Below are 25,871 nucleotides of genomic sequence, written 5' to 3'. Positions count from 1 at the left end.
ATATGCTGCTGTCACCGCCGCCCGAACAATTGCCGCAGGCGTCCGCCCAGCGACGCCGCCTTGCCCGGTTCCGTGAGATCGCCTTCAGGCAACGCAGCCGCCAACGTGGCAAGCGGACTGGTGGCCACGTCCAGTAGATTGAGTTTCACGCCGGTTTCCTTGCGCACCTGCGTGACCATTTCGATGGCCAGCAGCGAGTGGCCGCCGATATCGAAGAAGTTGTCGCTGGCACGCACGTCGTCGGCGCCGACCAGGCGGCACCAAAGCTCGCCAAGGTAGCGCTCGCGCGGATCGTCGCTGGCACTGACACCGGGCTCGGCGTCCACTGGCGAGGCGTTGTGCAGCAGTGGCGGCGGCAGTGCCTTGCGATCGGTTTTGCCATTGGGTGTGCGTGGCAGTGCCGACAGGCGCACCAGGTGCTGCGGCTGCATGTAGCTGGGCAGGCGTGCAGCCAGTTGGGCTCGCAACTTGGGCCACAGCTGCTCCTCGTCCTCGTTGCACACGGCATAGAGCACGAGGCGCTCATCGTTCGGCGCGATGTCGCGCACGACCACCACGCAGTCAAGTACGCCCGGCTCGGTGCGAGCCACGGCTTCGATTTCGCCGGGCTCGATGCGGTAGCCGCGCAGTTTTACCTGGAAGTCGATGCGGCCCAGATGTTCCAGCGTGCCGTTGGCGAGCCAGCGTGCGCGGTCGCCCGTGCGATAAAAGCGGGCGCCGGGGGCGTAGGGATCGGCCGGGAAACGTTCGGCGGTCAACTCATCGCGATGCAGGTAACCCAGCGCAACGCCATCGCCACCGATGCACAGCTCGCCCGGCACGCCGATCGGGCAATGCTGGCCATGCTCGTCCAGGATATGAATGGTGGTGTTGGCAATCGGTGTGCCAATCGAAATGCCGCGCTCGGGGTGTTCCACGCGCCAGCAGGTGGACCACACCGTGGTTTCGGTGGGGCCGTACATGTTCCACAGTTCACAGCCGCGCGTGAGCAAGGACTCGGCCAGATCGGCCGAGAGCGGCTCGCCGCCGCACAGCGCATGGAAGCCATGCGGCGGCTGCCAGGGCGTTTGCAGCAACAGGCGCCAGGTCACCGGGGTGGCCTGCATCATGGTGGCGGCGTGGGTGCGCAGCAGCTGTTCGAGCGCGTCGCCGTCGGTGGCTTCCTCGCGTGTGGCCAGCAGGATTTCGGCGCCCACGCTCAGTGGACCAAACAGTTCCAGCACGGCGATATCGAACGACAGCGTGGTCACGGCGAGCAAACGGTCGTCCGCGCACAGGCCCGGGCGTTGCGTCATCCCAGCCAGGAAATTCACCACCGCGCGGTGCGCAATCGCCACGCCCTTGGGACGTCCGGTGGAGCCGGAGGTGTAGATCACATAGGCGACGGAGCAGCCATTGTGCGCGGGATCGGCGGGCAGGCGTGTGGTGGGCAGCGCATCGAGTTCGTCGGCCGCCTCGTCGAGCAGCAGGCGAGAGGTGCCTTCGCTGTCGATGCGGCTGGTCATCGCCGTTTCGGTCACCAGCACGCTGAGATTCGCATCCTGCGCCATGTACGAGAGGCGATCGGCCGGGAACTCCGGGTCCAGCGGCACATAGCCTGCACCGGTCTTGAGCACGGCAAGCACGGTGGCGAGCATGTCGATGCCACGGGTGAGCGACACACCCACCAGGGCGCCGTGGCGCGCGCCGCGCGCGCGCAGGGCGTGCGCGATGCGGTTGGCGCGTTGATCGAGCTGACGGTAGCTGAGCAACTCACCGTCGCAACGGATGGCGTTACGCTCCGGGGCGAGATCGCATTGCTGCTCAAACAAGCTGTGCAGCGCGACATCGGGAACGTCCAGCCGGGTCTGGTTCCACTCGGCCAGCAAGGCGCCTTCATGCGATGGCAGCAGGTCGAGGCGTGCCACGGTGCGCGCCGGATCGGCCAGCGCGGAAGCCAGCAGCGTCTCGTAGCAGTCGCGGAAACGTGCTGCCGTGCGCGCATCGAAAATATCGCTGTTATAGGTGATGCCGCCGAGCAGGCCGTGTTCCTGCTCGAGGAACCACAGGCCGATATCGTCGGCGGCGCCGCGCTGGAACACCGGCAGGTGCTCATGGGCCAGCTCGCCCCACGACACGATGCGACGGCGCGCGTCCTGGAAAGAGAACATCGCCTGCGAGATCGGCGGGCGGCTTTCGTCGCGTGCCAGACCCAGCGAGAACACCAGCTGCTCGAATGGCACATCCGGATGCGCAAACGCATCCAGCACCACCTGGCGCACCTGGCGCAGCACGTCGCGGAACGGCGCTTGGGGATCCACTTTCACCCGCAGCGGCAGCGCGTTGACGAACAGTCCCATGATGCCTTCAGTCTCTACCCGATCACGGCCGCGGACCGGCGTGCCGACGATCAGGTCGCGCTGTCCGCCAAGGCGATGGAGCAGCACGTAGTAGGTGGCCAGCAGCACCATGAAGGGCGTGGCTTCCTCGCGTTGGGCAAGCGTGTGTACGGCGGCCACGCGTTCGGCAGGAATGCGCACCCATTCGGTGGCGCCGGCGCCGGACATGCGCGCCGGGCGCGGGCGGTCGGCGGGAAGTTCCAGCGGTTCCAGTGCGCCGTCCAGCGTCTTCAGCCAGTGCGCGAGTTGCTGTTGCACGTTGTCGCTGCGCATCCAGTCGCGGTGCCAGGCGGCGAAATCGCTGTACTCGACGGCCAGCGCAGGCAGGCCTTGGCTCTCGCCAGCACAGCGGGACACATAGGCGCGCGAGAGGTCTTCGTACAGCAGATCGAACGACCAGCCGTCCCACACGATGTGATGGGCCATGAAATAGAACACGTGGTCGTGTTCATCGATACGGAACAAGCGCGCGCGATACAGTGGCGGCCGGGTGAGATCGAAGGGTACGGCGATGTCCTGCTCCAGCGCCTGGCGAATGGCGTCCAGACGCGCATCGGCGGGCAGGTGGGTCAGATCCTCCAGCGGCAGCTCCGGCAGCAGCCCGGCGTGAATACGCTGGACGCCACCGTTCTCGCCGGCTTCAATGGAGGTGCGCAGCGCCGGCTGGCGCTGCACCACGTCGCGCAGCGCCTGGCGGAAGGCATCCACGTTCATCGGCCCGCGCAGACGATGCGCCGAAGGTGTGTTGTAGACCACGCGCCCGGGATGCAGTTGTTCGAGATACCACAGGCGCTGCTGCATGGACGACAGCGGCGCGACCTGACGATCGGCAAGGCGCGGGATATCCACGGCAGCCGCAGCGCTGGCAGGCGCGCGATGGCTATCGATGGTGTCGGCCAGGCCCTCGATGGTCGGCGCATCGAAGAGCGTGCGGAAAGAGAGCGCGATGCCAAACTCGCGATTGAGCCTCGCGGTCAATTGAGCCGCGAGCAGCGAATGGCCGCCCAGCGCAAAGAAATTGTCGCGCACATCCAGCTCGGGCAGCGCAAGCACCGCTTCCATGGCGCAGGCGACGCGACGCTCAGTTTCGGTTTGTGGCGCACGACGGTCCCGGCGCGCTTCGGCGACCGCCTGCGCGGGCGCGGGCAATGACTTGCGATCGATCTTGCCATTGGGCAGCAGCGGTATCGGGCTCATCGCCACGAAGTGCTGCGGGATCATGTAGTCGGGCAGGCGCTGGCGCAGGGGAGGGCATAGATCCACCGTCTCAAGATCCACGCCTTCTGCAGGCACCACATAGGCCACCAGGCGCACATCGCCGGGGCGATCCTCGCGCGCCATCACCACCGCGCGTGCGACTTCAGGCAAATCAGTGAGTGCGGTTTCGATTTCGCCCAGTTCGATGCGGTAGCCGCGGATTTTCACCTGGAAGTCGAGGCGTCCCAAGTGTTCCAGCTCGCCCTTGGCCAGCCAGCGGCCACGGTCGCCGGTGCGATACATGTTCGCCTGTGCGTCGCCGGTGAAGGGATCGGGGATGAAGCGTTCGCTGTTGAGCTCGGGACGGTTGAGATAGCCCAAAGTGACGCCGTCGCCGCCGATATAGATTTCACCGGGTATGCCCAGCGGGCAGGGCGCGCCCAGTTCGTCGAGCACGTGCACCGTGGTGTTGGCGATCGGACGGCCGATGGTGATGCCCGAACGCGGATGTTGCGCGCACCACAACGTGGACCACACCGTTGTTTCGGTGGGGCCATAGGCATTCCACAGCTCGCCGCAACGGGCCAGCAGGGCTTCGGCCAGATCCAGCGGCAGCGGTTCGCCGCCGGCGATCGCCTTGAAGCCGGCGTGGCCTTCCCAGCCCGATTCCAGCAGCACGCGCCAGCCCGCGGGCGTGGCCTGCATCATGGTGGCGCCGCTGCGTTCCACCAGCTGGCGCAACGCGGAGCCGTCGCGCACATCGTCGTGTCCAGCCAGAACCACCGCTGCGCCCACGCTGAGCGGGAGCATCAGTTCGAGGAAGGCGATATCAAAGGACAGCGTGGTGACCGCAACCAGCCGGTCGTTCTCATGGATGCCCGGCTCGCGCTGCATGCTGCTGATGAAGTTGGCCGTGGCGCGATGAGGTACGCGCACGCCCTTGGGCTTGCCGGTGGAACCGGAGGTGTAGATCACATAGGCGACGGATTCGCTCGTGGCCGAGCGCTCGTCGCGCACCAGGCGCTCGGCGCTCATGGCATCGATAAGCGCGGCGTCGCGTTGCAGCGACAGCACGTTGGCCGCTGGGAAGTCGAAGATGGCGGAAGCTTCGTCGTCGACGACCAGGGCAGCCAACGCGGCGTCCTGAGCCATGAAGGCGAGGCGTTCGGCAGGGAAGCCCGGGTCCAGCGGTACATAACCCGCGCCCGATTTCAGCACGCCCAGCAGTGCAGCGATCATGTCGCTGCTGCGCGCCACCGACAGGCCGACCAGCTGGCCCTGGCCCACGCCGCGCTCGCGCAGGACGCGCGCAATGCGGTTGGCTCGAGCGTCCAGCTGCGCATAGCTCAGTGAGGTGTCGCCGGCGATGGCAACGCGTGCCGGGGCACGATCCACCTGCTTCTCGAAGTATTGGTGCGCGAGCTGCTCGGCGGGATAGGCCGAGCGCATCGGTTGCAAAGCCATCAGCGCGGCTTGAGCCGACGGCGACACCAGGCCCAATGCATTGCCGGCGGCGTCTGGTGTGCCGATGGCCTGGCGCAGCAGCGTGGCATAGGCATCCAGCCACGACTGGATCGTGGCCGGTTCGAAAAGATCCCGGTTGTACTGGCATTCCAGGCGTATGCCGGCGGGCAGTTGCACGGCATTGACGAAGAGCTCGAAGTTCTCGAAGACGCGCGGATTGCCCGCAAATTCGAACGACAGCCCCGGGAAGCTCACGGTGCGCTCGTCGAGCGCCTGATCCAGATTGAACAACACGCTGGCCAGCGGCAGCCGGCCCGGGTCGCGCGGCAGAGCCAGTCGTGCGAGCAGGCTGCCTAGCGTGTACTGCTGATGGTCAAACGCGTCGAGCAGATCGCCGCGCACCTGCTTGAGGCTATCGGCGAACGGTGCGGAGGTATCCATCATCACGCGCAACGGCAGCACGTTCACGCAGTGGCCCACCAGCTGATGCTGACCACCGGCCGCCTGGCCGGCGGAAGGAATGCCGATGACTACGTCGTCCTGCCCACTGAGGCGCTGCAGCAACAGACCGAACGCCGCGAGCAATGTGGCGTACAGACTGGCGCCACGTTGTGCACCCATGCGCTTGACGTCGGCCACCAGCGAGGCGTCCAACAGCAGGTCTTCGCGCAGCGAATGGAAACTGCGCTGGCGCGGACGCGGATGATCGGTCGGCAAGTCCAGTGAGGGCGTTGCGTTGGCGAAGCGGGAGATCCAGTACGCCTCGGCAGCTTTGCCTTCCGCGCTCTGCGTGTGTTCGGCTTCGGCCAACGCATAGTCGGTAAACGGATCAGCTGGCTCCAGCTCCTGTCCCATGCCCACTTGCTGCGCATACAGCGCGGCAAGATCGCGCACGATCACGCCGAACGACCAGCCATCGCAGACGATGTGGTGCGCGGTGAACACCAGCAGGTGTTCCTGCGAGGAGAGTTCCAGCAGCTCGGCGCGTACCAGCGGGCCGTTGTCCAGGTCGAACGGTTCGCTGACCACGCGGATCAGTGTGGCATCGATCTCGGCCTGCTGTTCGTCCGGCCCCAGCCACGACAGTTCGCGCAGCGGGCAGGGTAGATCCTGTTGCGCGGCGATGCATAATTCGCTGCCGTCATTGGCAAAGGTGGCGCGCAGTGCCTCATGGCGTTCCACCAATTGCTGCAAGGCGGTCTGCAACGCCTCGACGTTGAGATCGCCGTGCAACCGCAAGGACACCGACTCGTTATAGGCCAGCGAAGCTTCCGGCTCCAGCGTGGAAGCAAGCCACACCTCGCGCTGCGGCGCGGTAGCCGGCGCAACTCGCGCCAGCGTGGCACCCGCAAACGGATCGTAGTCAACCGCGATCGCGTCGGCATCGGGCAGTTGGGCAGGCTCGTTCGGGTTCATGCATTGACCCTCATGAACTTGCCCGGCACGTCGGGATTGGGCACGAACCACGCGGGGTTGCCGTCCTGATCCTTGCCCAGCCGCGCGCCGACCACCGGTGGGCGATTGGCGTCGATGGCCAGCGCTTCCACGCGCTTGTTGCGCGGCAGGAATTCCGCTTCCTGCATTTCCAGCACCGATTCCTTGTACGCCTTGGCGATGGCCTGGAAATCGTGTTCGGTGTGCGCGGTGGTGAAGAAGCAGGGGAAGTTGTCCAGCATGTGGATGCCGCGACTGCGGATCATGGCGAACAGCAGGTCCTGCAGCGGATGGTCTTCGGTGAAGTTGGTCTTCCACACCGAGGCGAAGTGCACCAGTTGCAGCGGCGCACCGACGCTGGCGCAGAACGCATTGAGCTCGTCCATCAGCAGGCTGGTGCGCGCGTTGAGGCGCTCCTGCAGCGCTGCGCCGTTCTGCTTGAGATGGTTGAGCACGGCATGCGCGGCAGCCAACGCCAGCGGATGGCGCACGAAGGTGCCGGCGAAATAGGTGACGCCCACGGTGGGAATGGAGGCATCGCCGTACTGCCAGCCGCCACCGTCCAGCGCATCCATGTAGCGACGCTTGCCTGCGATCACGCCGATCGGGAAGCCGCCGCCGACCACCTTGCCGTAAGAGGCCAGGTCCGCATCGATGCCCAGCACGTGCTGCGCGCCGCGCGGATGCGAGCGGAAACCGGTGACCACTTCGTCGAAGATCAGCAAGGCGCCGGCATCGGCAGTGATCGCACGCAGCTCCTTGAGGAAGTCGCGCGGCTGGAAATCCGGACGACGGCTCTGCACCGGCTCCACCAGTACGGCGGCGATGCTCGACGCGCGCTCGCGGATGATCTGCAAGGTTTCCGGCGTGCCGTATTCCAGCACCAGCACGTTTTCGGAGGTGTTGCGCAGGATGCCCGGCGCGGCCGGCACGGAGCGCAGCTTCTTGCTGCCGCGCACGATCACTTCATCGAAGATGCCGTGGTACGAGCCGGTGAAGATCACCAGCGTGTCGCGACCGGTCACGGTGCGGGCGATGCGGATCGTGCCCATCACGGCTTCCGAGCCGGTATTGCACAGCGCGGCGCGATCGAATCCGGTCAGCTCGCATACCTGCTCGGCCACTTCGCCGGCCAGTGGATGCTGCGGGCCGATCTCGTAGCCAGCATCGAGCTGGCGACGCACGGCATCGAGCACGAAATCCGGCTGCCAGCCGAACAGGTTCATGCCGAAGCCGTTGAGTGCATCGATGTATTCGTTGCCGTCCAGGTCCCACACCTTGGAACCCTTCGAGCGGTTCACCACGATCTGGTAGATCATTTCCTTGAGCAGCGGACGGAAGCCGTTCACCACGCGCGGATCGGCCAGGTGATCGCGGTGACGCTGGGTGTATTCCTTCGAGGCGCGCGTGCGATCGATATAGCGGCGCATGAAGGCTTCGAGGCGGGCGCGCTGGCGGTCGCTCAGATCCGTTTGATTGGAGTGGATGCGCGCAATCGCGCCGAAGGCCTTCTTCACATCGTAGGTGGTGTGGGCGAGCGCGGCCTCCTCGTCCTGCGCCGGCGCCTGGGCCTGCGCGGCCTGCGCCGTGGCTGCCACGGGAGCGCTCTGCACGGGCGCCGCAGCAACGGCGTGCACGGGTGCGGCAGCCGCCGGCACAGCTGCGATGCTTGCACCGGCGAGCAGCGCCAGTTGCTGCTGCATGATCTGCATCTGTTGCTGGATCAGGTCCTGCACGATATTGCCGGTGGCGGCAACCTGCATGACCGGCGCGACGATGGCGGCGGGAGCCACGGTCGCGCCGGCTGCAGCGGGAAGGGCGGGTGTGGCCGGAGCGGAGGCATCCGGCGGCAGCATCTGGTCGATATGCATGGCGAGGCGCTCGAAGGAGGAAAACGACTCCATCAATTCGCGGAAGGTGATCTTCAACGCGAAGGTCTTCTGCAGCTGCAGCGCGACCTGGGTCAGCGAGAGCGAATCCAGGCCCAGTTCCACGAAACCCGCACTGGGATCGACGCCTTCCAGCTCGCTGCCGGAGACATCCTCGAACAGCTCGGTGAGCTGTCCGAGCAGGCGGGTGTGACGGGCCGAGCCGGCGTTGGCGCCGGAAACGTTGACATCCATGGTGAGCTCCACAACGGGTGCAGGCGTAGGGGCAAACAACGAAACGACGTTGTCGGGGATAGCGGGCGGGGCGACGGCAGCCGCAGCTGCGGCCTCGACCCAGTAGCGTTTGCGTTCGAATGGATAGGTCGGCAGCAGCACGCGGCGACGATTCGTCCGTCGATCCAGCGAGCACACCGCAACGGGCAGACCGGCGCACCACAGCTCGCCCATGGCGGCCACCCAGGCCGCGCGCTCCACCGATTCGCTGTCGGCGAGGCTGGATACGATCTGATGCTTGCGGCTCGGCGCGTGCTGGCGTGCCAGCGTGCTCAATGCGTTGCGCGGGCCCGCTTCGATGAAGACACGCGGCTGGTCGCCCAGCTGACTCAGCAGTGCAGGCGAGAAGCGCACGGTGCCGCGTAGATGGCTGGTCCAATAATCCGGCGACATCGCCTCGGCGGCGCTGAGCGGCTCGCCGGTCAAGGTCGATATGATGGAGATCGAAGGTGCGGCCAAGGCGATGCGCTCCACTTCAGTGCGGAATGGTTCGAGCACCGGATCCATCATGGCGGAGTGGAAGGCATGCGAGGTTTGCAGCACGCGGCAGGCCACGCCGTCGGCTTCCAGCTGCAGGCGGAACGCATCGACTTGCGCGGCATCGCCGCTGACGACGCTGGCGTTGGGACTGTTTTCTGCCGCCAGTTGCAGTGCATCAGGCAGACGGGTGCGCAGCGCATCGGCACCGAGGCGCACCGACAGCATCGCGCCCGACGGCATGGCCTGCATCAGGCGGCCGCGGCGAGCGATCAGGCGTGCGCCATCGGCCAGGCTCATCACGCCGGCGATCACTGCGGCGACAAACTCGCCTACGCTGTGGCCGATCATCGCCGCCGGCACGATATCCATCGACAGCCAAAGCTTGGCCAGCGCGTATTCGATCGCGAAGGTAGCCGGTTGCGTCAGCGAGGTTTCACGCAGGGCGGCCGCATCGCTATCGAACATCCGCTCACGCAGATCGAAGCCGAGTTCGCCGCGCAGCGCTTCCGCACAATCATCGATGGCGGCACGGAAAGTGGGTTCGCTCTCGTACAGCGCCTTGCCCATGCCGGCGTACTGCGAGCCCTGGCCCGGAAACAGGAACACGACTTCCGGCGCGGGCTTGGCCGATTCACGTACGTTGGATGCGGACAGCTCGCGCAGACGTGCGGCAGCCTCTTCGGCGTTGCTGGCAACCACACAAGCGCGGTGGGCAAATGCCTTGCGACCGTGCAGCAAGGTGCTGCTGACGTCGCCGAGGTTGATATCCGGGTTCGCGGCCAGATGTCCGGCCAACTTGGCGGCAGCGGCAGTGACGGCAGCTTGCGTGCGACCGGAAAGGAACAACAGCTGCGGACCCTCGGCCGCATCCGATGGAGTCATCGCCGGCGCCTGCTCCAGGATCACATGGGCATTGGTGCCGCCCACGCCAAACGAACTGACGCCGGCGCGCAGGGGCTGCTCGCCGGTCGGCCACGCGCGCAGCGCATCGTTGACGACAAAGGGCGAGTTGGCAAAGTCGATCTTCGGATTGGTCGCCTGCACATGCAGCGACGGAGGCAGCACGCGGTCGCGCAGCGATAGCGCGGTCTTGATCACGCCGGTGGCGCCGGCGGCAATCACGGTGTGGCCGATATTGCTCTTGACCGAACCAATGGCGCAGTAGCCGCAGTCGTCGGTGTGCTGGCGATACGCCGTGGTAAGGCCTTCGATCTCGATCGGATCGCCCAGCGGCGTCGCGGTACCGTGGGCCTCGACATAGGAAATGCTGCGCGCATCGACGTCGGCATCGGCCAGCGCCATGGCGATCACGGCGGCCTGGCCTTCGCTGCTGGGCGCGGTAAAGCTCGCCTTGCCGCCGCCATCGTTATTGACGCCCATGCCGCGGATCAGCGCGAGTACCTGGTCGCCATCGCGCTGTGCGTCCGACCAGCGCTTGAGCAGCACCACGGCGGCGCCATCGCTGAACACCGTACCCTGCGCGTCGGCGTCGAAGGTGCGCGTGTGCCCATCCGGCGACAGCATCGAGCCTTCCTGGGCGACATAGCCGCTGCGAGGCGGGCAGGTGACCGACACGCCGCCGGCAATCGCCATCTCGCACTGTCCGGCGCGCAGGGCCGCTACCGCCTGGCAGATCGCGACCAGCGAGGTGGAGCAGGCGGTGCTGACGTTGACCGCAGGACCGGTAAGGTTGAGCTTGTGCGCCACGCGGGTGGCGAAGAAATCCTTCTCGTTGGCCAGCGATACCAGGAATGCGCCCAGCTTCTCGATCAGGTCCGGGCGATGCGTCAGGTGATGCTGGAAATACGTGGCGTGGTACATGCCGCCAAACACGCCCACCGGCGCGTCGTGGCGATCGGGCGTGTAGCCGCCGCGCTCCAGGCACTCCCAGCACAGCTCGAGGAAGATGCGTTGCTGCGGGTCCATCAATTCGGCTTCGCGCGGCGAGATGCCGAAGAACGCGGCGTCAAAGTCCTCGACGCCGTCGATGATGCCGCGCGCCGCGACGTAGGCCGGGTCGTTGCGCATCTCGGCAGGAATGGATGCGTCCAGTTCCTCGCGGCTGAAGTGCGTGATCGATTCGCGCCCCGCACAAAGATTGGCCCAGAACGCTTCCACATCGGCTGCACCGGGAAACCGACCCGCTGCCGCGATGATGGCCACCGGTTCACCGGCATCGCCCTGGCGGCCGCGTGACAGGCGCGAAGCGAGCGCCGACTTGTTCGCGCGCCCATCGATCAGCGATGCCAATGCGGCGGGCGTGGGATCGGCGAAGAAGGCAGGGATAGTCGGCGCCTTGGAAACGGTGGCGTGCACGCGTTCCATCAGGCGAACGGCCAGCAACGAATTGCCGCCGAGGTCGAAGAAATGGTCCAGCCGGCCGACCTGGTCGATCTCCAGTACCTCGGAAAACAGCGCGCAAAGCTGCTGCTCCCGCTCACCCAGCGGCGGCGTGTAACGGTCGGCCAGCTCAGGACGGCCACGTCCGGGCGCGGGCAGGGCGCGGCGATCGAGCTTGCCATTGGTAGTGACCGGCAGCGTGTCCATGCGCACATAGGCCACGGGCACCATGTAGTCAGGCAGCGTTTGCGCAAGCTGCGCCCGCAGCGCACGCGCGGTCACGGCGGCATCCTCGGCCACGAAATATGCGACGAGCCGCTTCTGGCCCGGTTGGTCCTCGCGCGCGAGCACGGCGCTGGCGCGCACGCCGGGCAGGTTCTGCAGCGCGGCTTCGATCTCGCCGATCTCGATGCGGTAGCCGCGGATCTTCACCTGGCCGTCGATGCGCCCGATGAAATCGATGACGCCTTCGGGCAGCCAGCGCACCAGATCGCCCGTGCGATACAGGCGGTGGTCGCCACCCGCGAACGGATCGGCAACAAAGCGCGCCGCGGTCAGTTCCTCGCGCGCCATATAGCCGCGTGCAACTCCTTCGCCACCGATGTAGAGCTCGCCGATCACGCCCGGCGGTACCGGCTCGCCACGCGCATTGACCACGTACAAGGTGGTGTCGGCGATGGGGCGGCCGATGGGAATGGCGCGCAGCGAGGCATCCAGCGGATTGGGAAGCCGGAACGTGGTGGCAAACGTGGTGCATTCGGTGGGGCCGTAGCCGTTGATCAGCATGGTGCCCGGCAACAGCGACTGCGCCTTGCGCATATGCGCGACGGAGAGCGCTTCGCCACCGGTGAGCAGCTGCTCGAGTCCGCGCAGGTGACTGCCGTCCTCGTCGATGATGGCGTTGAACAGCGCCGCAGTCAGCCAGGCGATGCGGGCTTGATGATTGCGAATGGTGGCAGCCAGGCCGGCGCCACTGGGCACGCGCTCGCCATGCACGATGCACGTGCCGGCATGGAGCAGCGCACCCCAGATCTCGAACGTGGCGGCATCGAAGCCCAACGGCGCCGCATGCAACACGCGGGGACTTTCACCGAAGTCCACATAGCGTACGTCGCGCACCAGGCGGATGATCGAGCGATGACGGATCTCCACACCCTTGGGCGTGCCGGTCGAGCCGGAGGTGTACATCACATAGGCGAGCGCATTGCCGTCGATGGCGGGCAAGGCCACATCGTCGCCGGATTGCATCAGGGCCGCGATATCCAGCACGGTCGCGGCCATGCCGTCCGGCACGTCGATGCCATCGGCGACGATGACGGCCGCGGCTTGCGCGTCCTGCAACACAAACGTCAGGCGCTCCGCAGGATAGGTGCGGTCGAGTGGCAGATAGGCGGCGCCAGCCTTGAGGATGCCAAGGATCGCCACGATCGCGGCCGGTGAACGGTCCAGCAGCAGGCCGACCACGGCTCCCCGTGTGACACCCGCATGGATGAGGCCGGCCGCAACGCGATGGCTGGACGCGTGCAATTGCGCATAGCTCAGCGCGCCCAGCGGACCATCCAGTGCGATCGAGTTCGGATGGGCAAGGGCGACATCGGCAAACAGCCCGTGCACGGTGTCTTCCGTCCGGCGCGGCATGGCCGTGTCGTTCCAGCCGGCAAGCACGCGCTCGAAGGTTTCCTGGTCGAGCGCGTGAATGGATTGGAGCGCATCCTCGTGGGCCAGCGCATGCAGCAGTTGCGACAGCGCGTGAGCAAGCGTGAGCAGCATCGACTCGTCGAATACGGCTGTGTCGTAGTCCAGTTCGATATGGTCGCCGCCGGGCGACAGACTCCAGCGCAGCGGCAACGACGTGCGTGCGGGAGCGTCGTCGCTCCATGCGCCAATGGCGCTGGCCGCGGCGTCCTCAGCCGCTGCGGGCGTGGCATGCGTGAGCAGCCACGCATCCACCGTGCCCTCACTGGGCACCTTGTGGAAGATATTGCCTTGCGCCGTGCCCAGCACGATTTCCGCCTGTCCCGTGAAGCGCGACTCCAGCAAGGCCAGTGCAGCGCGCCGCAGCAGCGCGGGTGCGGCGCCCAGGCGCGCTGCCCGTGCATCGAGGCTGTGCAGTACATCGGCGTCGATCGCCATGCTCAGCCGCTGCACCGAACCCGTGACCGGGACCGGCGTCTGGCGCACCAGTACGTCGAGCAGCGACAGTTCGCTGCTGGCCGACGAGGTTGCTGCGATGTTGTGCTGATTCATGGGCGTTCACCTGCGCGCGCTTGTGGCGCGATCGATCAACCGGCGATGGCGTAGTCCGCGCCGTCCGTATAAGGCTGCTTGCCGAGCGAGCGCCGCAGCCATTCGCGTGTATCGATGGCCGAGCGGAAACCCGCGTGCAACAGGAAGTCGAGCGCTGCGTTCTGCCCCACGGCCGGCGGAGCGATGCCCCAGCCGCGCAGGCGTTCGTGCGCCGCATGCAGCAGGCTGTCGCGGCGGGTGGCGTGGGTGTAGTAGGTGAAGCTGATGGTGACCGATGCGTTGTCGCCGTTCTCCACCATATGCGGGCTGGTCGAGGGCATGTACGCGCCCTGGCCAGGCTCCAGATGAAAGACCGTGGCGCGCTCGCGCAGGCTGTCGTCCCAGTGCAGGCGGTCGCGCTCGTGGCAGGCGTGGAAGCGATCCCGGGCTTCCTCGCTGGCGGCGACCGTGTCGCGGTGATCCCACACGTAGAGCGTCTTGCGTCCGCTCACCTGCAGGATGAAATTGTGTTCCTTGTCGAAATGGAACGGCGTCACCGTGTTCGGCGAGGTGATGAAGATCCAGCCGCCGCGATAGCACATGCCGGGATCGAGGCGATCCACGCCGGGCTTCACATCGTCGAGCACTTCGTCGACCAGCGAGCGATAGGTATCGTCCGTCTGCACATTGAGCAGCGACATCCAGGCCTTGGCCTGCTCGATCTGTTGCAGCGTGCTGGCGGCCGTCATGCGATTGGGATGGAGCTTGGGCGCCGTATTGAACGGCGTGCCAGGGGTGGCGTCGCTGCTATGCGTACGTACGCGGCCGCGCGATTCGAGGCGCTTGCTCAGCTCCACCAGCGAAGGCAACTGCAGCAGCGGGTGGTCCATCAGGCGATGGCGTATCGGCTGGATACGCCACGGATCAAAACCATCCCAGTCCACCTCAATCAGCCGGTCGGCATCGGCGCTCATGTTGTTTTCCCCTGAACAAGCGTGGTTCGCGTGACTGCGAGGTCTCAACCCATCCGGTGGTCGACGGTCGCTTTATGCAGCGAGGATCGAAAGCCGATCCGTTCACGTCGTGATGGCAATCCCCCGGAGCCTTGTTCCGTTGCCTTGTCATGCAACCGCGCTGATACATCGGAACAGGGCTAGTCTCCGTCGCAGGCGTTTTTGTGTGAATACGCCCTAAGCAGCAGGGCGGACGCAATCAATTACGCCGCACAGCCCCGACGGAATAGGCTGTTAGGGGTAGCCATGCAGCGATGGCGCGAGGTCATCAAAACGCACGGCGATGCTTGCACCGTAAAAGTGATACACGCCTGTTACAGGTGCGATCCGTCGCGGCGGTTTCAGGGTGCCTGGAAGGCGAATAGCCAGAGGATGGCGCCCTGTGCCGGCGAGTCGTTCCAGGTCACCGAATAGGTGCCGGCCTTGTCCACCTGCTTGATCGCCACCGCACATTGCACGCCGCTGTTGGGCGGCAGGTGCAGGTAGCTGTCGATCACCTTGAAGCCGTCGCCGGGGACGGCGCTCATGTTGTAGATGTAGGCCTCGCCCAGCCACACGGCCACCAGCGTGGCAGGCCCGGTGGTGGTGACCGTGCCGCTGGTGAGCGTGGTGTTGGTGGTGTCAGGACCGCCGGTCATGCCTTGCCACGCACGCGTGAGCTTGTTGGCGGCGCGGGCCGTTACGCCGGGCGTGGGGTAATTCTGTGCCACGTCCTGCAGCTTGCCGGCCTGGACGATTTCGATGAACGGAATGGTGATTTCGCCGTTCGGCGAACCGGCCTTGAGCACCTGGACGGTATGGCGCTTGCCGCCATGGGCGCCGATGGCGATAAAGGCGCGCGCATTGAAACGACCGTCGTAGCCGTTGTAGGTGACCGCATCACCCACCCGTTTCCAGGTATTGGCATAGCTGTCGGTGGGTTCGGCGTCGTTGTCCGCGTGGCCGGCCACCAGGACCAGCAGCGAGCTGCCGGCATCCTGTGTGTGTATCGCCGAAGTAACAGCCGGCGAGCTGCCGTCACCTTCGGACTGGTTGAGCATGGTGTGTGCGCCAAGCGCGGGCGGGTGCTGCATGGTCGACACCACATTGTCGAGGGTGGCCCAGGCGGGCAGGGCGACAACCAGCAGCATCGCCAGCAGAGCCGCGCGCGCGGGGCGCGCACGCGCAGATAACAAGGAGAAACCTGCGTGCATGGGTGCATTCTCCTGTCGCATTGGATTGATATTGTGATTCGTGATAGGTCGTGTCAAGCTCGGGGTCACCTGTCGAATGGACGGCCAAACGACGCGACAAGGTGACCGGCGCGAGCCACACGCAGTCCTCGCGCAACGATAGTCAGGCGCCATGGTTGGGGACAGTGGTGACGCACGAGACCGATTTTCTCGACCTGTACCGGCGGCTGGGTTTGAACCCCGGTTGCGGGCTGGACGAGTTGAAGCAGGCGTACCGGCGGCATGTCGGGGCAATGCATCCCGACCGCCACGCCGGGCGCCCTGCCGACGCGCGCATGGCGTCGCGCCTGCAGCGGCTCAATGCGCAGTACGGCGCGGCCATGGATTTTCATCGCCGCTACGGACGCCTGCCCGGCGCCCCGCAAAGCTCGACGTTTACCACCATGCCCGGCAGCCGCGACCTGTCCGGCACGGTGCGCGAGATGCCCGACCCGTTTGCCGCCCGCCGAACCGCGACGGCCGCCGATGCCACGCGGCACAGCGAGCCGGCCGCCGGCGGCCGGCGCTCGCACGCCCGGCTCGCCATGTTGTTGGTGATCGTGGCGCTCGGCACCTTGGGCTGGGCGATGCATGAGGCCTCGTTGTCTACGTCCGATGGCAACGACGACGACACCAGCGTGCAGGCCGGCACCGGCAGCGTGTCGCACGAGGCCGCGGCCGAGGGTGTCGTCCTGCACGTGGGCATGTCCGCCGCCGATGTACGTTCGGTCGAGGGCGAGCCGCTCGCCGTGCATGGCGAGCTGTGGGAATACGGTCCGTCGTGGATCCGCTTCGATCATGACGAAGTGGTGGAATGGCATAGCTCGCCGTTGCACCCCTTGCACACCGAAGCGCACGCCACCTCGCTCACCCGTTGACGCAGGACCGCACGGGTCGCCAGGCGGCTGCCACACGCGATCCGATGGTAGGTCAGATCTCATCGTGTGCCTCCACCACCCGGCGGCCCGTGCGGTCGATGTTGATTCAGCGCGCTCCGCGGCCAAACAGCACCACTTCCACCGTCTGGATAAGAATCAACAGATCCAGCAGCAGGTTGTGATTCTTCACGTAGAACAGGTCGTACTTGAGCTTCTCCGCCGCTTCCTCGACGGTAGCTCCATACGGATAACTGAGCTGTGCCCACCCGGCGAGGCCGGGTTTCAGGCAATGGCGCAGACTGTAGTAGCGGATCTGCGTGGCCAGATCGGCCACGAACTGCGGTCGCTCCGGACGCGGGCCGACGATGCTCATGTCGCCCTTGAATACGTTCCAGAGCTGCGGTAGTTCGTCGATGCGCAGCTTGCGGCTGATGCGGCCGACGCGGGTCACGCGGTCATCGTTCTTCGCGGCCCAGCGTGCAATGCCATCGCGTTCGGCGTCGGTGCGCATGCTGCGGAATTTCAGCAGGAGGAAAGTGCGCCCGTGCGCACCCACACGCTCCTGGCGATAGAGGATGGGCTGGCCCGCCCCGGATTCGATGGTGATGGCCAGCGCCTCCAGCAGCATCAACGGCCAGCACAGCAGCAACAGCAGCGCCGCCGCACCAAGATCGAAGCAACGCTTGCTCAGCTGACGCAGCGGTGTGGCGTTGAAGCCGCCGGAAAACACCAGCCACGACGGATCGAGGATGGTGAGCTGCAGCCGACCGGATTCGCGCTCGAAGAATGAGGTGAGATCGGTGATGGTGATGCCCATCTGGCGGCATTCCAGCAAGTCGTCCATAGGCATATGGCCGCGACGGTCGTCCACGCCCACCACCACTTCGTCGATCTGCTGGCGCAGCACCAGTACATGCAGGGGCAGGTTGGTGCGGATCAGGTGATCTTCGGGCACGGCCACCGTCTCGTCGATGCGCGGCACATAGCCCACCACGCAGAACCCGCGGCGATCGGTGCGGCGACGCATCTGGTTGTGGATCTGCGCCGCGCGATGGCCGGCGCCAAGAATCAGCACGCGGCGCTTGAGTGCCTCCACTTCCACCAGCTGGAGGAACAGCAGGCGGATGCCGAGCACCAGGATGAATCCCAGCAGCAGTGCGATGGCCAGCACGCCGCGGCCGACATAGGCCTGCGGTACCACGTAGTAACCGACGACCAGCAGGATGCCACCCAGCACGAAGGCCACGAACTGGCGCGCGAGCAGGCCGAAGCGCGTCATGCGGATATGCGCCTGGTACTGGCCCAGGGCAATCATGCCGATCACCAGGATGCCGGCGAACACCAGCGAGCGCTCGGGCAGGTGCACGGTGAACTCGGCCAGTTCATCGGCGTTGTGCGCGTAACGGATGTAAGTGGCAAGCGTCAGCGACATGGCCAGCAACATCAGCTCGCAGATGCCGAGCAAGGCTAGCCAACGCATCGATTGCCGGCGCAGAAAACGAAGCATCCGATCCCCCTACGTCCCCGAGTATGGCCACGTCCCGTGGCGCAATGAGGAGGCTATCGCGGCGCGTTCATAGGTGTCGATGCAACTTACGGAAGAGCGAAGGCACAGCCTGTTCGGCTGTCTCAGCGCTGTTACATCCACCCGTCCGCTCACGGCAAAGCGCACAAAACCAGACGAAAACTGCAGTCAGACCTGGTGCAACGAATGGCGTGCAATGTCGTCGGCGAGCGCGAGTGCACCCACCCAGCCAACCGGCATAGCCAAGGGAGAGAGACGGCAGGGCGGCACGTCCGTCATGCCGATGGGCGGCGCGATGCCGACGCCGATGGCGGCGTCGATCGATGACGGTGGCACGCGCAGACCTACTCCAAATGCCTTGAGCAGAGCTTCCTTGCGCGTCCACAGTTCGAGCAGTGCCCGCGTGCGCGCCTCACCGTCCAGTGTGGCGATCGCCGCCGCTTCCGCCGGGGTGCACAGCACGCCGGCGATGTCATGGAGGTTGGTGCGCGGCGGGAATCCTTCGATATCCACCCCGACCGCTGCGCCTTGCGCGATCGCCACCGCCACCATGGTGCCGCTGTGACTGAGGCTGGTCACCAGGCCGGTGCCGGGCAGCAAGGGCTGCCCGTTGGGTGAGCGCGACAGCTCCACCAGCGCGGGATCGATGTTCAGCGTGATGCCTAGCGCCACGCGCCAGTAGGCATGCGCGATGGTGTAGGTGTCCTGGTCCAGCGCGTGGCGAAAGCGCACGGCGCGCGCAGCTTCCGGAGGCGACAGCAGACTGGCTGCCTCGTTGCGCAGCTGCCACCACGGGGCGCTGTCGAACACGATGACGCGTGCCTCGTCCGCACTCGGCGGCGCGAAGCGGCAGGCGCGCAGCGAGGCCGCGACGCGATGCGTGAAGCGCGAAAAGGTGGCCTGGCGAAGCATGGTCGCGTGCATTCCGTTGTCTCTTTCCTTAGAGGATGCCGGCCATCAGCAGTGCTCGCAGCTCGTCCGCAAGCCTGAGGCTGAGGGCCACGATGGTGAAGGTGGGAAAGGCCCAGCCCCCGGTGGGGAAGACCGAGCTTCCCGCGATGTGCAGGTTGTCCATGCCATGCACTTTGCAGTCCCGATTGACTACACCCTTGCCTGGGTCGTCGGACATCCGCGTGCTGCCGATGTGATGCGCCGTCCCATGCACTTCGGGCGTGGTGTGCTGGTCGGCGAGCCAGGGCGCCAGTTCGAAATGGCCGTTGCACAGACGTGCCAGTTCGTTGCCGAACAAGCTGGCCGACGTGCGATAGGTATGGAGGTCCAGCGGCGTAAGTCGCCAATCCACGCAGACTTTGCGCTGTCCCAGGGCGTCGGTCTCCTCGCCCAGCGTGATGCGGCTGTCGCGATTGGGGGCCTGCTCGAAATAGCCGACCAGTTCGACGTGGCTGTTGCGCACCGCCGGACGGTCGGTCAGCTTGTGGACCACCGCCTTGGCGATGTCGCCGATGCCCAGGCCCAGCTTCAAGGCCGTGAGACCGATGTTGTTTGGCGCGGCGACCACTTCCGACGCCGGCGCATTGCGCAGCGCCGAGGACAGCAGGGCCTCCAGTTGCGCGTTTTCGTCCTGCATCGGCTTGCGCTTGATGGAACGCAGCTCCCGCAGGGCGCGGATACCTCGCGGCAGCGGGCCCTCCACACCGAACGGATGCACGCGGCCATTGAGTACGCGTTGAGATCGTTGGTAGTCGGGCGACAGCGCGATCTCCGGAAATGCCATGGGAGCGTTCTTGCCGTGCAGGCGTTCGTAGGGTGCGGTGACGCGGTGCGACTGCTTGGCCGTGAGCGTGCCCAGCGTGCCGCTGGGATGATCCATGAAATAGCGGCCGACCACGTCGCGCTGGTTGCCCAGGCCTTCGGGCACCACCGAGTTGGAAAGCAACAGCAGGCGCGCGTTCTCAATACCGCCGGAGGCGAGCACGTAGTGGCGGGCCCGCACTTTGCTGCGATGCCCCCCTAGCGAACCGATGGCCGCTTCCCGCACACGCGCGCCATCCTGCGACGGCAGGAGCTCCATCAGGTTGGCGTGCAGCAGCACCAGGATGTTCGGCGCGTCGTCGAGCACGTCGCGGTAGGCATCGCCAAACAGGATGCCGCTGCGCGCAAACAGCTGATTGACCAGCTTGTCGTCGTCGAAAGGCAGCACCGGCCGCGCAGTGGGTGCTGTGAATGTGCCCTCGGTAAAGCCGATGTCGCCAAGCTGGCAGAAGGAGAGGGCGCGTGCGTAATACGGTTCGAGTTCGTCGTAGCCGATCGGCCAGCCGCTATCGGGCACCCAGTCGCGTGGCTTGAGATCATCGCTGCTCAGCGTGATGCAGCCGCCGCCCCACAGATTGCAACTTCCACCGAATACCCGCATGCGCGAGGTGCTGGGATCGAAGTCGACATGGCCGGCCGAGCTGCCCTCGTACAAGGCCTGGTTGCGCTGTTCCGCGCCCATGCCGCCACTCTCGAGCAGGCAGACCCGTACGGACGTCCCAATGAAACTGTGAGCAATGGCGATGCCCGCAGCGCCGGCGCCGACGATGCACAGGTCGGCTTCGACATCCTCGGGATGCACGTCGCTCAAGTAGTCGATGATCACACCAACCCCCTAGGAATCCACGTTCTTCACAACAGTGTTATTCGTGGATCTGGTCCGTGGCGCAACGCGCAGTCGCTCCGGACTGTTGGCGGCCTTAGTCGATCACACGCGATAGTACTCGCGGTACCAGCGTACAAAGTTGGCGACCCCAGTTTCTACCGACACCTGCGGCCTATAGCCAACGGTCTGTATCAGGTCCGTTACATCGGCTTCGGTGTCAGGAACGTCGCCCGGCTGCAGCGGAAGCATCTCCATGATGGCCTTGCGGCCGAGGCATGATTCGAGCACTTCGATGTACTGCAGCAGTTCGACCGGACGTTCGTTGCCGATGTTGAACAGGCGATACGGCGCGACGCCGCTGGTGGCCGGATCGGGCTGGTTGCTGTCCCAGCGCTCGTCGATCGGCGGCACCTTGTCCAGCGTACGGATCACGCCTTCGACGATGTCGTCCACATAGGTGAAGCTGCGCTTGTGCCTGCCGTGGTTGAACACGCGGATCGGCTCGCCGGCAAGGATGGCGCGCGTGAAGAGAAACAACGCCATGTCCGGTCGGCCCCACGGCCCGTACACCGTGAAAAAGCGCAGTCCGGTGCTTGGTATGCCATACAGATGCGCATAACTGTGCGCCATCTGCTCGTTCGCTTTCTTGCTGGCGGCATAGAGCGTCAACGGATGCTCGGCCGACTTGTGCTCGGAGAACGGCATGGCCGTATTGGCGCCGTACACCGAACTGGTGGAAGCGAATACCAGATGCTCCACGCCGTGATGGCGGCAGCCTTCCAGAACGTGCAGAAAACCGGTGACGTTGCTGCTGATGTAGACGTGCGGATTCTCCGCCGCATAGCGCACGCCGGCCTGCGCGGCAAGATGGACCACGCGTTGCGGCCGGTGCACGGCGAAGGCCTGCTCCATCGCCGCGCGATCGGCCAGATCGGCCTGGATATGGGTATAGCCCGGATGATCGGCAAAGCGGGCGAGTCGCGCCTTCTTCAGCGTGACGTCGTAGTAGTCGTTGAGGTTGTCCAGGCCCACCACCTCGTCGCCGCGCTCCAGCAGACGCTGTGCGACATGGGATCCGATGAAGCCCGCTGTACCTGTAACCAGCACTTTCATGATGCAGTTCCTTAGAGACGGCCGTCGACCGCTTCACGCGGCAGCACGTACTTCACGTCATACACCACCGACGACGACTTGCCGAATGCGCGGATGCCGGTGGCGCCCAGGGCCGTGAACTGACGATGGCCCACAGCAATGATTACCGCGTCGTAGTCGCCGTTATTCGGTGCTTCGATAGGTTTGAGCGCGTATTCGTGTTCTGCCTCAGCCACATTGACCCAGGGATCGTGCACGTCGACATCGGCGTTATAGCCGCGCAAGGCATGCACGATATCGACCACGCGCGTGTTGCGCAGGTCAGGGCAGTTCTCCTTGAAGGCGAGGCCGAGCACCAGGATGCGCGCGCGCACCGGATTGATGCCTTTGCGCACCATCAGGCGTATCACTTCGCTGGCCACATAGGGGCCCATGCTGTCGTTGGTGCGGCGGCCGGCCAGGATCACGTCCGGATGATGGCCGACTTCCTGTGCCTTGTGCGTGAGGTAATAGGGATCGACGCTGATGCAGTGGCCGCCTACCAGGCCCGGGCGGAACGGCAGGAAGTTCCACTTGGTGCCAGCGGCCTGCAGCACTTCCAGCGTGTCGATGCCCAGCTTGTTGAACAGGATCGACAAGTCGTTGACCAGCGCGATGTTGAGGTCGCGCTGCGTGTTCTCGATCACCTTGGCCGCCTCGGCCACCTTGAGCGAGCTGGCCTTGTGGGTGCCGGCGGTGATGATCGAACCGTACAGGCGATCGACGAAATCAGCGGTTTCCGGCGTGGAACCGGAGGTGACCTTGAGGATGCTGGTCACGCGATGCTGCTTGTCGCCCGGATTGATGCGCTCCGGGCTGTAGCCCGCAAAGAAGTCCTGGTTGAACACCAGGCCGGAGCCCTTGGCCAGCAGCGGCACGCAGACTTCCTCGGTGCAGCCCGGATACACGGTGGATTCGTACACCACGATGTCGCCGCGTTTGAGCACCTTGGCCAGGGTCTCGCTGGCGCGGATCAGCGGCGTCAGATCCGGTCGCTTGGCCGAATCGATCGGCGTGGGCACCGTGACAATGTAGACATTGCAGTGGGCGAGGTCCGCCAGCTGCGAGCTGAAGCGAAGTCGTGGCGACTGCGCCAGCTCCTCGCGGTTCACTTCCAGCGTGTGGTCGATGCCGGCGCTCAGCTCATCGATGCGGCGCTGGTTGATGTCAAAGCCTACGGTGTCGTAATGCTTGCCAAATTCCACTGCCAGCGGCAGGCCCACATAGCCGAGTCCAATAATGGCGAGCTTGGTGTCTTCCAGATTTTGCATGCCGTTGTTCCGCTGTCCGTTGGCGAGGCGTGGATTCGACCCGCAGGTTATCCGATGGATCACCCGTTAGAGAACGAACGTGCAGCCCCCTGTGTTGATGCATGCGCTCAGCGGCAGGTGTGGTTGCACGAACCGCTGCAGGCGGCGAAAGGCTAACAGGGTGGCTGTGGTTTTCCGCTAGGCCAGAGGATGCTTATCGGATGGCGTATGTGCCGATGTGAACCGGCGCACTCGATGCGTTTGTGCTGACTGATGCCACGAGGGAAGGAAGGCCGCCAAGGCGGGTGACCGGAGGGTGATGCGGCAGACTCCTGCAGGATATTGCGAATGATTCACAGTCTTGTTAACGTGAAGGCATGATCGTGCCTGACGCCAAACGGGGTGCGTCGCTCGTTGTCTCGACCCGTCGGTGGTACGGCTGGCTGGCCTCTGGGAGCCGGCGTTCGACCGTGCGAAGGACCGGGCACGACCTCCGGGAGTCTGGTGGCCTTCCCGGGCAGGCCGTCCATCCACCTTATGGCCAGCTCCCGGGGCATGGCGCTGGCGCCGCTGAAGCACGACGTCGGCGATGGCTGCAACACCCGCGATCTCGAGACGATCATTCCCGGTGCAGCCATGCGACATCGAGGGAAACTCTCCGCGGCGAGTTCGAGTGCTTCGACCGCTTCATCCATTGAGCGCGCAGGTCCTTGCGAACCATGACGACAACGAAAAGGCTTGCGACGCGCACTCTGCGCGTCGGTGGCTGCGGCACGGGTCGGCCTGCGCACAGCAAATGCCAGTTTCTGATACGGTCATGCTGATCGTGATCGGGCGCGTCCGGCAAGTTGAGATCAGGGAAACACGATGCAGCTTCACCTCCCCGAAATGCTCAATGGCGGTGCGCTCGCCCAAAGCATCTACAACAATCTGCTGCGTACGTGGTCACACCAATGAGTCACCGACAGGGCGGTGCCACCGATGAATTTCCACAGCTGCTGAGGTGCGACCCCGCGCGCGCTTTCGCCATGCTGCGCGTGCAGGCGCTCGCAGGCGACCGCGCATCGCAACTGGCGCTCGGGCAGATGTATCTGGAAGGCATCGGCTGCGAACGCAATGGTGCCGAAGCGCGTTACTGGTTCCAGCATGCCGCCCATCAAGGCGAAGCGATGGCGATGAACATGCTGGGCCGCTGCCTGGAAAACGGCTGGGGCGGCGGTGCCGATTATGAATTGGCTGCCGTGTGGTACCGCGAATCGGCGGAACACGGCCTGGACTGGGGCATGTACAACTACGCCCACCTACTGGCGAACGGTCGCGGTATTCGCGCGGATCGTGCCGCTGCCTTCGAGTGGTTTACGCGGGCTGCCGAGGCCGGGCACGGTCGCGCCATGCATTTTCTCGGTCAGTATCACGAACACGGCTGGGAGACCGCGCCCGACGCAGAGCGCGCCCGCGAGTTGTATCGTCGCTCTGCCGAAAAGGGCGACTACCGCGGACAGTGCAGCTGGGCATCCGTGCTGGCCGAACAGGGGCGCATTGATGAGGCCTGCGATCTGCTGCTGCGCGTGCTTGCCACGGCGCCGGGGTACTTCGTCGAAGCACTGCGCGAAGAGTTGAGCCAGTCACGCCACGTGGAACTGCGCAAACTGAGCCAGACAGACGCGGTGTAGAGCGCAGCCAGTCGACGACCGGCTGCGCTCCCTACGCTCATGGACGTCAACGCCGAGGCTCAGGCCCAGCCGTTGTCGTCGAAGCCACCGTCGTTGCCGTCATCGAAATCGTTGGACGGCGTGAAGTCGTTCGACGCAAAGTCGTCGCGATCACGGTTGTCGCTCAGGCGATCGTTGTTGCCGTCGTTATAGGTGTTGTTCTCGGTGATGTTCTCGATCACGGTCGGTTGACCGCCGCCACCGAAGAAGCCGCCACCGCCGTGGTGGCCGCCCAGCAGGCTTTCGATACCGTCGAAAAGGAACATGCCGCCGGCAACACCGGCAGCGGTGGTCGCTGCCTGCGACAGGAAACTGGGCGCGGCGGGCGCGGGCTGGGCCGGTGCGCCGCCGAAAAGACGATCGCGCCAGCTCGGAGCAGCCTGCGGCGGCATCGGCTGTTGCGGCGGCACCGGCGGAGGCACGGCGCCCCAGGCAGATGCCTGCTGGCCGCCCAGGAAACTGCCCCCGCCCTGCTGCGAGGCGAGTTGGGCCTGAAGCTGGGAGATCTGCGCCTTGGCGGCATCGAGCGCCTGTTGCTGCAACAGACTGCGCTGCACCAGCAGATACAGCGCATCAGGCTGGGACGCCAGGCGCTGGCGAATCAGCGCATCGGCCTGCGGGTCCTTCGCCACGCTGCCGGCGGCGGCAAGGCGCTGAAGGAAATCATCGAGTAGCTGTTGTTCCTGCGGTGTCATGACAAACAAATCTCCAGGGGACGGCGAATGGCGAACACTGTGGCGACGATTTTCTTCGGCGTGCAGTGCCAAAAGTGTGCTCTCCACGCGTGACATCAAGGGCTATCTCGCTGTCGTTTTCCTTGCAGTCAGTGAATGCGCAAGCTCTTTCGACATCGGGCCGAAGCACCGATCCC

General features: G+C 65.3%; 12 protein-coding genes. 2 read left to right on the top strand and 10 right to left on the bottom strand.

All coding sequences use genetic code 11. From position 1 onward, the window contains the following. Positions 1–11 precede the first annotated feature (11 nt). From AC1DE1_RS02790 to AC1DE1_RS02775, 4 genes are all read right to left on the bottom strand, one after another. Positions 12–6,455, bottom strand: a complete 6,444-nt coding sequence (locus tag AC1DE1_RS02790) for an amino acid adenylation domain-containing protein (RefSeq protein WP_477175747.1) — start codon at positions 6,453–6,455, stop codon at positions 12–14. Next, positions 6,452–13,702 (bottom strand): hybrid non-ribosomal peptide synthetase/type I polyketide synthase, encoded by a 7,251-nt coding sequence (locus AC1DE1_RS02785; RefSeq protein WP_477178891.1) that lies wholly within the window; start codon positions 13,700–13,702, stop codon positions 6,452–6,454. The genes AC1DE1_RS02790 and AC1DE1_RS02785 overlap by 4 nt, the downstream gene beginning before the upstream one ends. 35 nt (positions 13,703–13,737) lie before the next feature. Beyond that, on the bottom strand, positions 13,738–14,655 hold the full coding sequence (locus AC1DE1_RS02780) for a cupin-like domain-containing protein (RefSeq protein WP_441603194.1): 918 nt from the start codon (positions 14,653–14,655) through the stop codon (positions 13,738–13,740). Positions 14,656–15,035: 380 nt separating this feature from the next. Further along, positions 15,036–15,887: a hypothetical protein gene (locus AC1DE1_RS02775; protein ID WP_477175745.1), complete on the bottom strand. Its 852-nt coding sequence runs from the start codon at positions 15,885–15,887 to the stop codon at positions 15,036–15,038. 167 nt (positions 15,888–16,054) lie between these two features. On the opposite strand from AC1DE1_RS02775, the gene AC1DE1_RS02770 reads away from it, so the two are divergent. Next, positions 16,055–16,783 carry a J domain-containing protein gene (locus tag AC1DE1_RS02770; RefSeq protein ID WP_477178890.1) on the top strand — a complete coding sequence of 243 codons (729 nt, stop codon included), beginning with the start codon at positions 16,055–16,057 and terminating at the stop codon, positions 16,781–16,783. 106 nt (positions 16,784–16,889) lie between these two features. Here the strand turns inward: AC1DE1_RS02770 and AC1DE1_RS02765 are convergent, their stop codons facing one another. From AC1DE1_RS02765 to tviB, 5 genes are all read right to left on the bottom strand, one after another. After that, positions 16,890–18,290 (bottom strand): TIGR03013 family XrtA/PEP-CTERM system glycosyltransferase, encoded by a 1,401-nt coding sequence (locus tag AC1DE1_RS02765; protein ID WP_441603197.1) that lies wholly within the window; start codon positions 18,288–18,290, stop codon positions 16,890–16,892. 186 nt (positions 18,291–18,476) lie between these two features. Next, complete coding sequence (locus AC1DE1_RS02760; protein ID WP_441603198.1) at positions 18,477–19,232, bottom strand: 4'-phosphopantetheinyl transferase family protein; 756 nt, start codon at positions 19,230–19,232, stop codon at positions 18,477–18,479. A 16-nt stretch (positions 19,233–19,248) separates the two neighbouring features. Beyond that, complete coding sequence (locus AC1DE1_RS02755) at positions 19,249–20,907, bottom strand: GMC oxidoreductase (protein ID WP_441603199.1); 1,659 nt, start codon at positions 20,905–20,907, stop codon at positions 19,249–19,251. Positions 20,908–21,009: 102 nt separating this feature from the next. Then, positions 21,010–22,020: an NAD-dependent epimerase gene (locus AC1DE1_RS02750; protein WP_477175743.1), complete on the bottom strand. Its 1,011-nt coding sequence runs from the start codon at positions 22,018–22,020 to the stop codon at positions 21,010–21,012. An 11-nt stretch (positions 22,021–22,031) separates the two neighbouring features. Beyond that, on the bottom strand, positions 22,032–23,309 hold the full coding sequence (tviB, locus tag AC1DE1_RS02745) for a Vi polysaccharide biosynthesis UDP-N-acetylglucosamine C-6 dehydrogenase TviB (RefSeq protein ID WP_441603201.1): 1,278 nt from the start codon (positions 23,307–23,309) through the stop codon (positions 22,032–22,034). Positions 23,310–24,241: 932 nt separating this feature from the next. Here tviB and AC1DE1_RS02740 point away from each other — a divergent pair. Then, on the top strand, positions 24,242–24,961 hold the full coding sequence (locus AC1DE1_RS02740) for a tetratricopeptide repeat protein (RefSeq protein WP_477175742.1): 720 nt from the start codon (positions 24,242–24,244) through the stop codon (positions 24,959–24,961). Between the two features lie 59 nt (positions 24,962–25,020). Here AC1DE1_RS02740 and AC1DE1_RS02735 read toward each other — a convergent pair whose 3' ends face one another. Then, positions 25,021–25,695 carry a DUF2076 family protein gene (locus AC1DE1_RS02735; RefSeq protein WP_477175741.1) on the bottom strand — a complete coding sequence of 225 codons (675 nt, stop codon included), beginning with the start codon at positions 25,693–25,695 and terminating at the stop codon, positions 25,021–25,023. Positions 25,696–25,871 lie beyond the last annotated feature (176 nt).

This window comes from Dyella sp. 05T440, assembly GCF_056395965.1.
The sequence above is the reverse complement of the archived record's forward strand: the minus strand, read 5'-3'. Positions and strand labels throughout refer to the sequence as shown.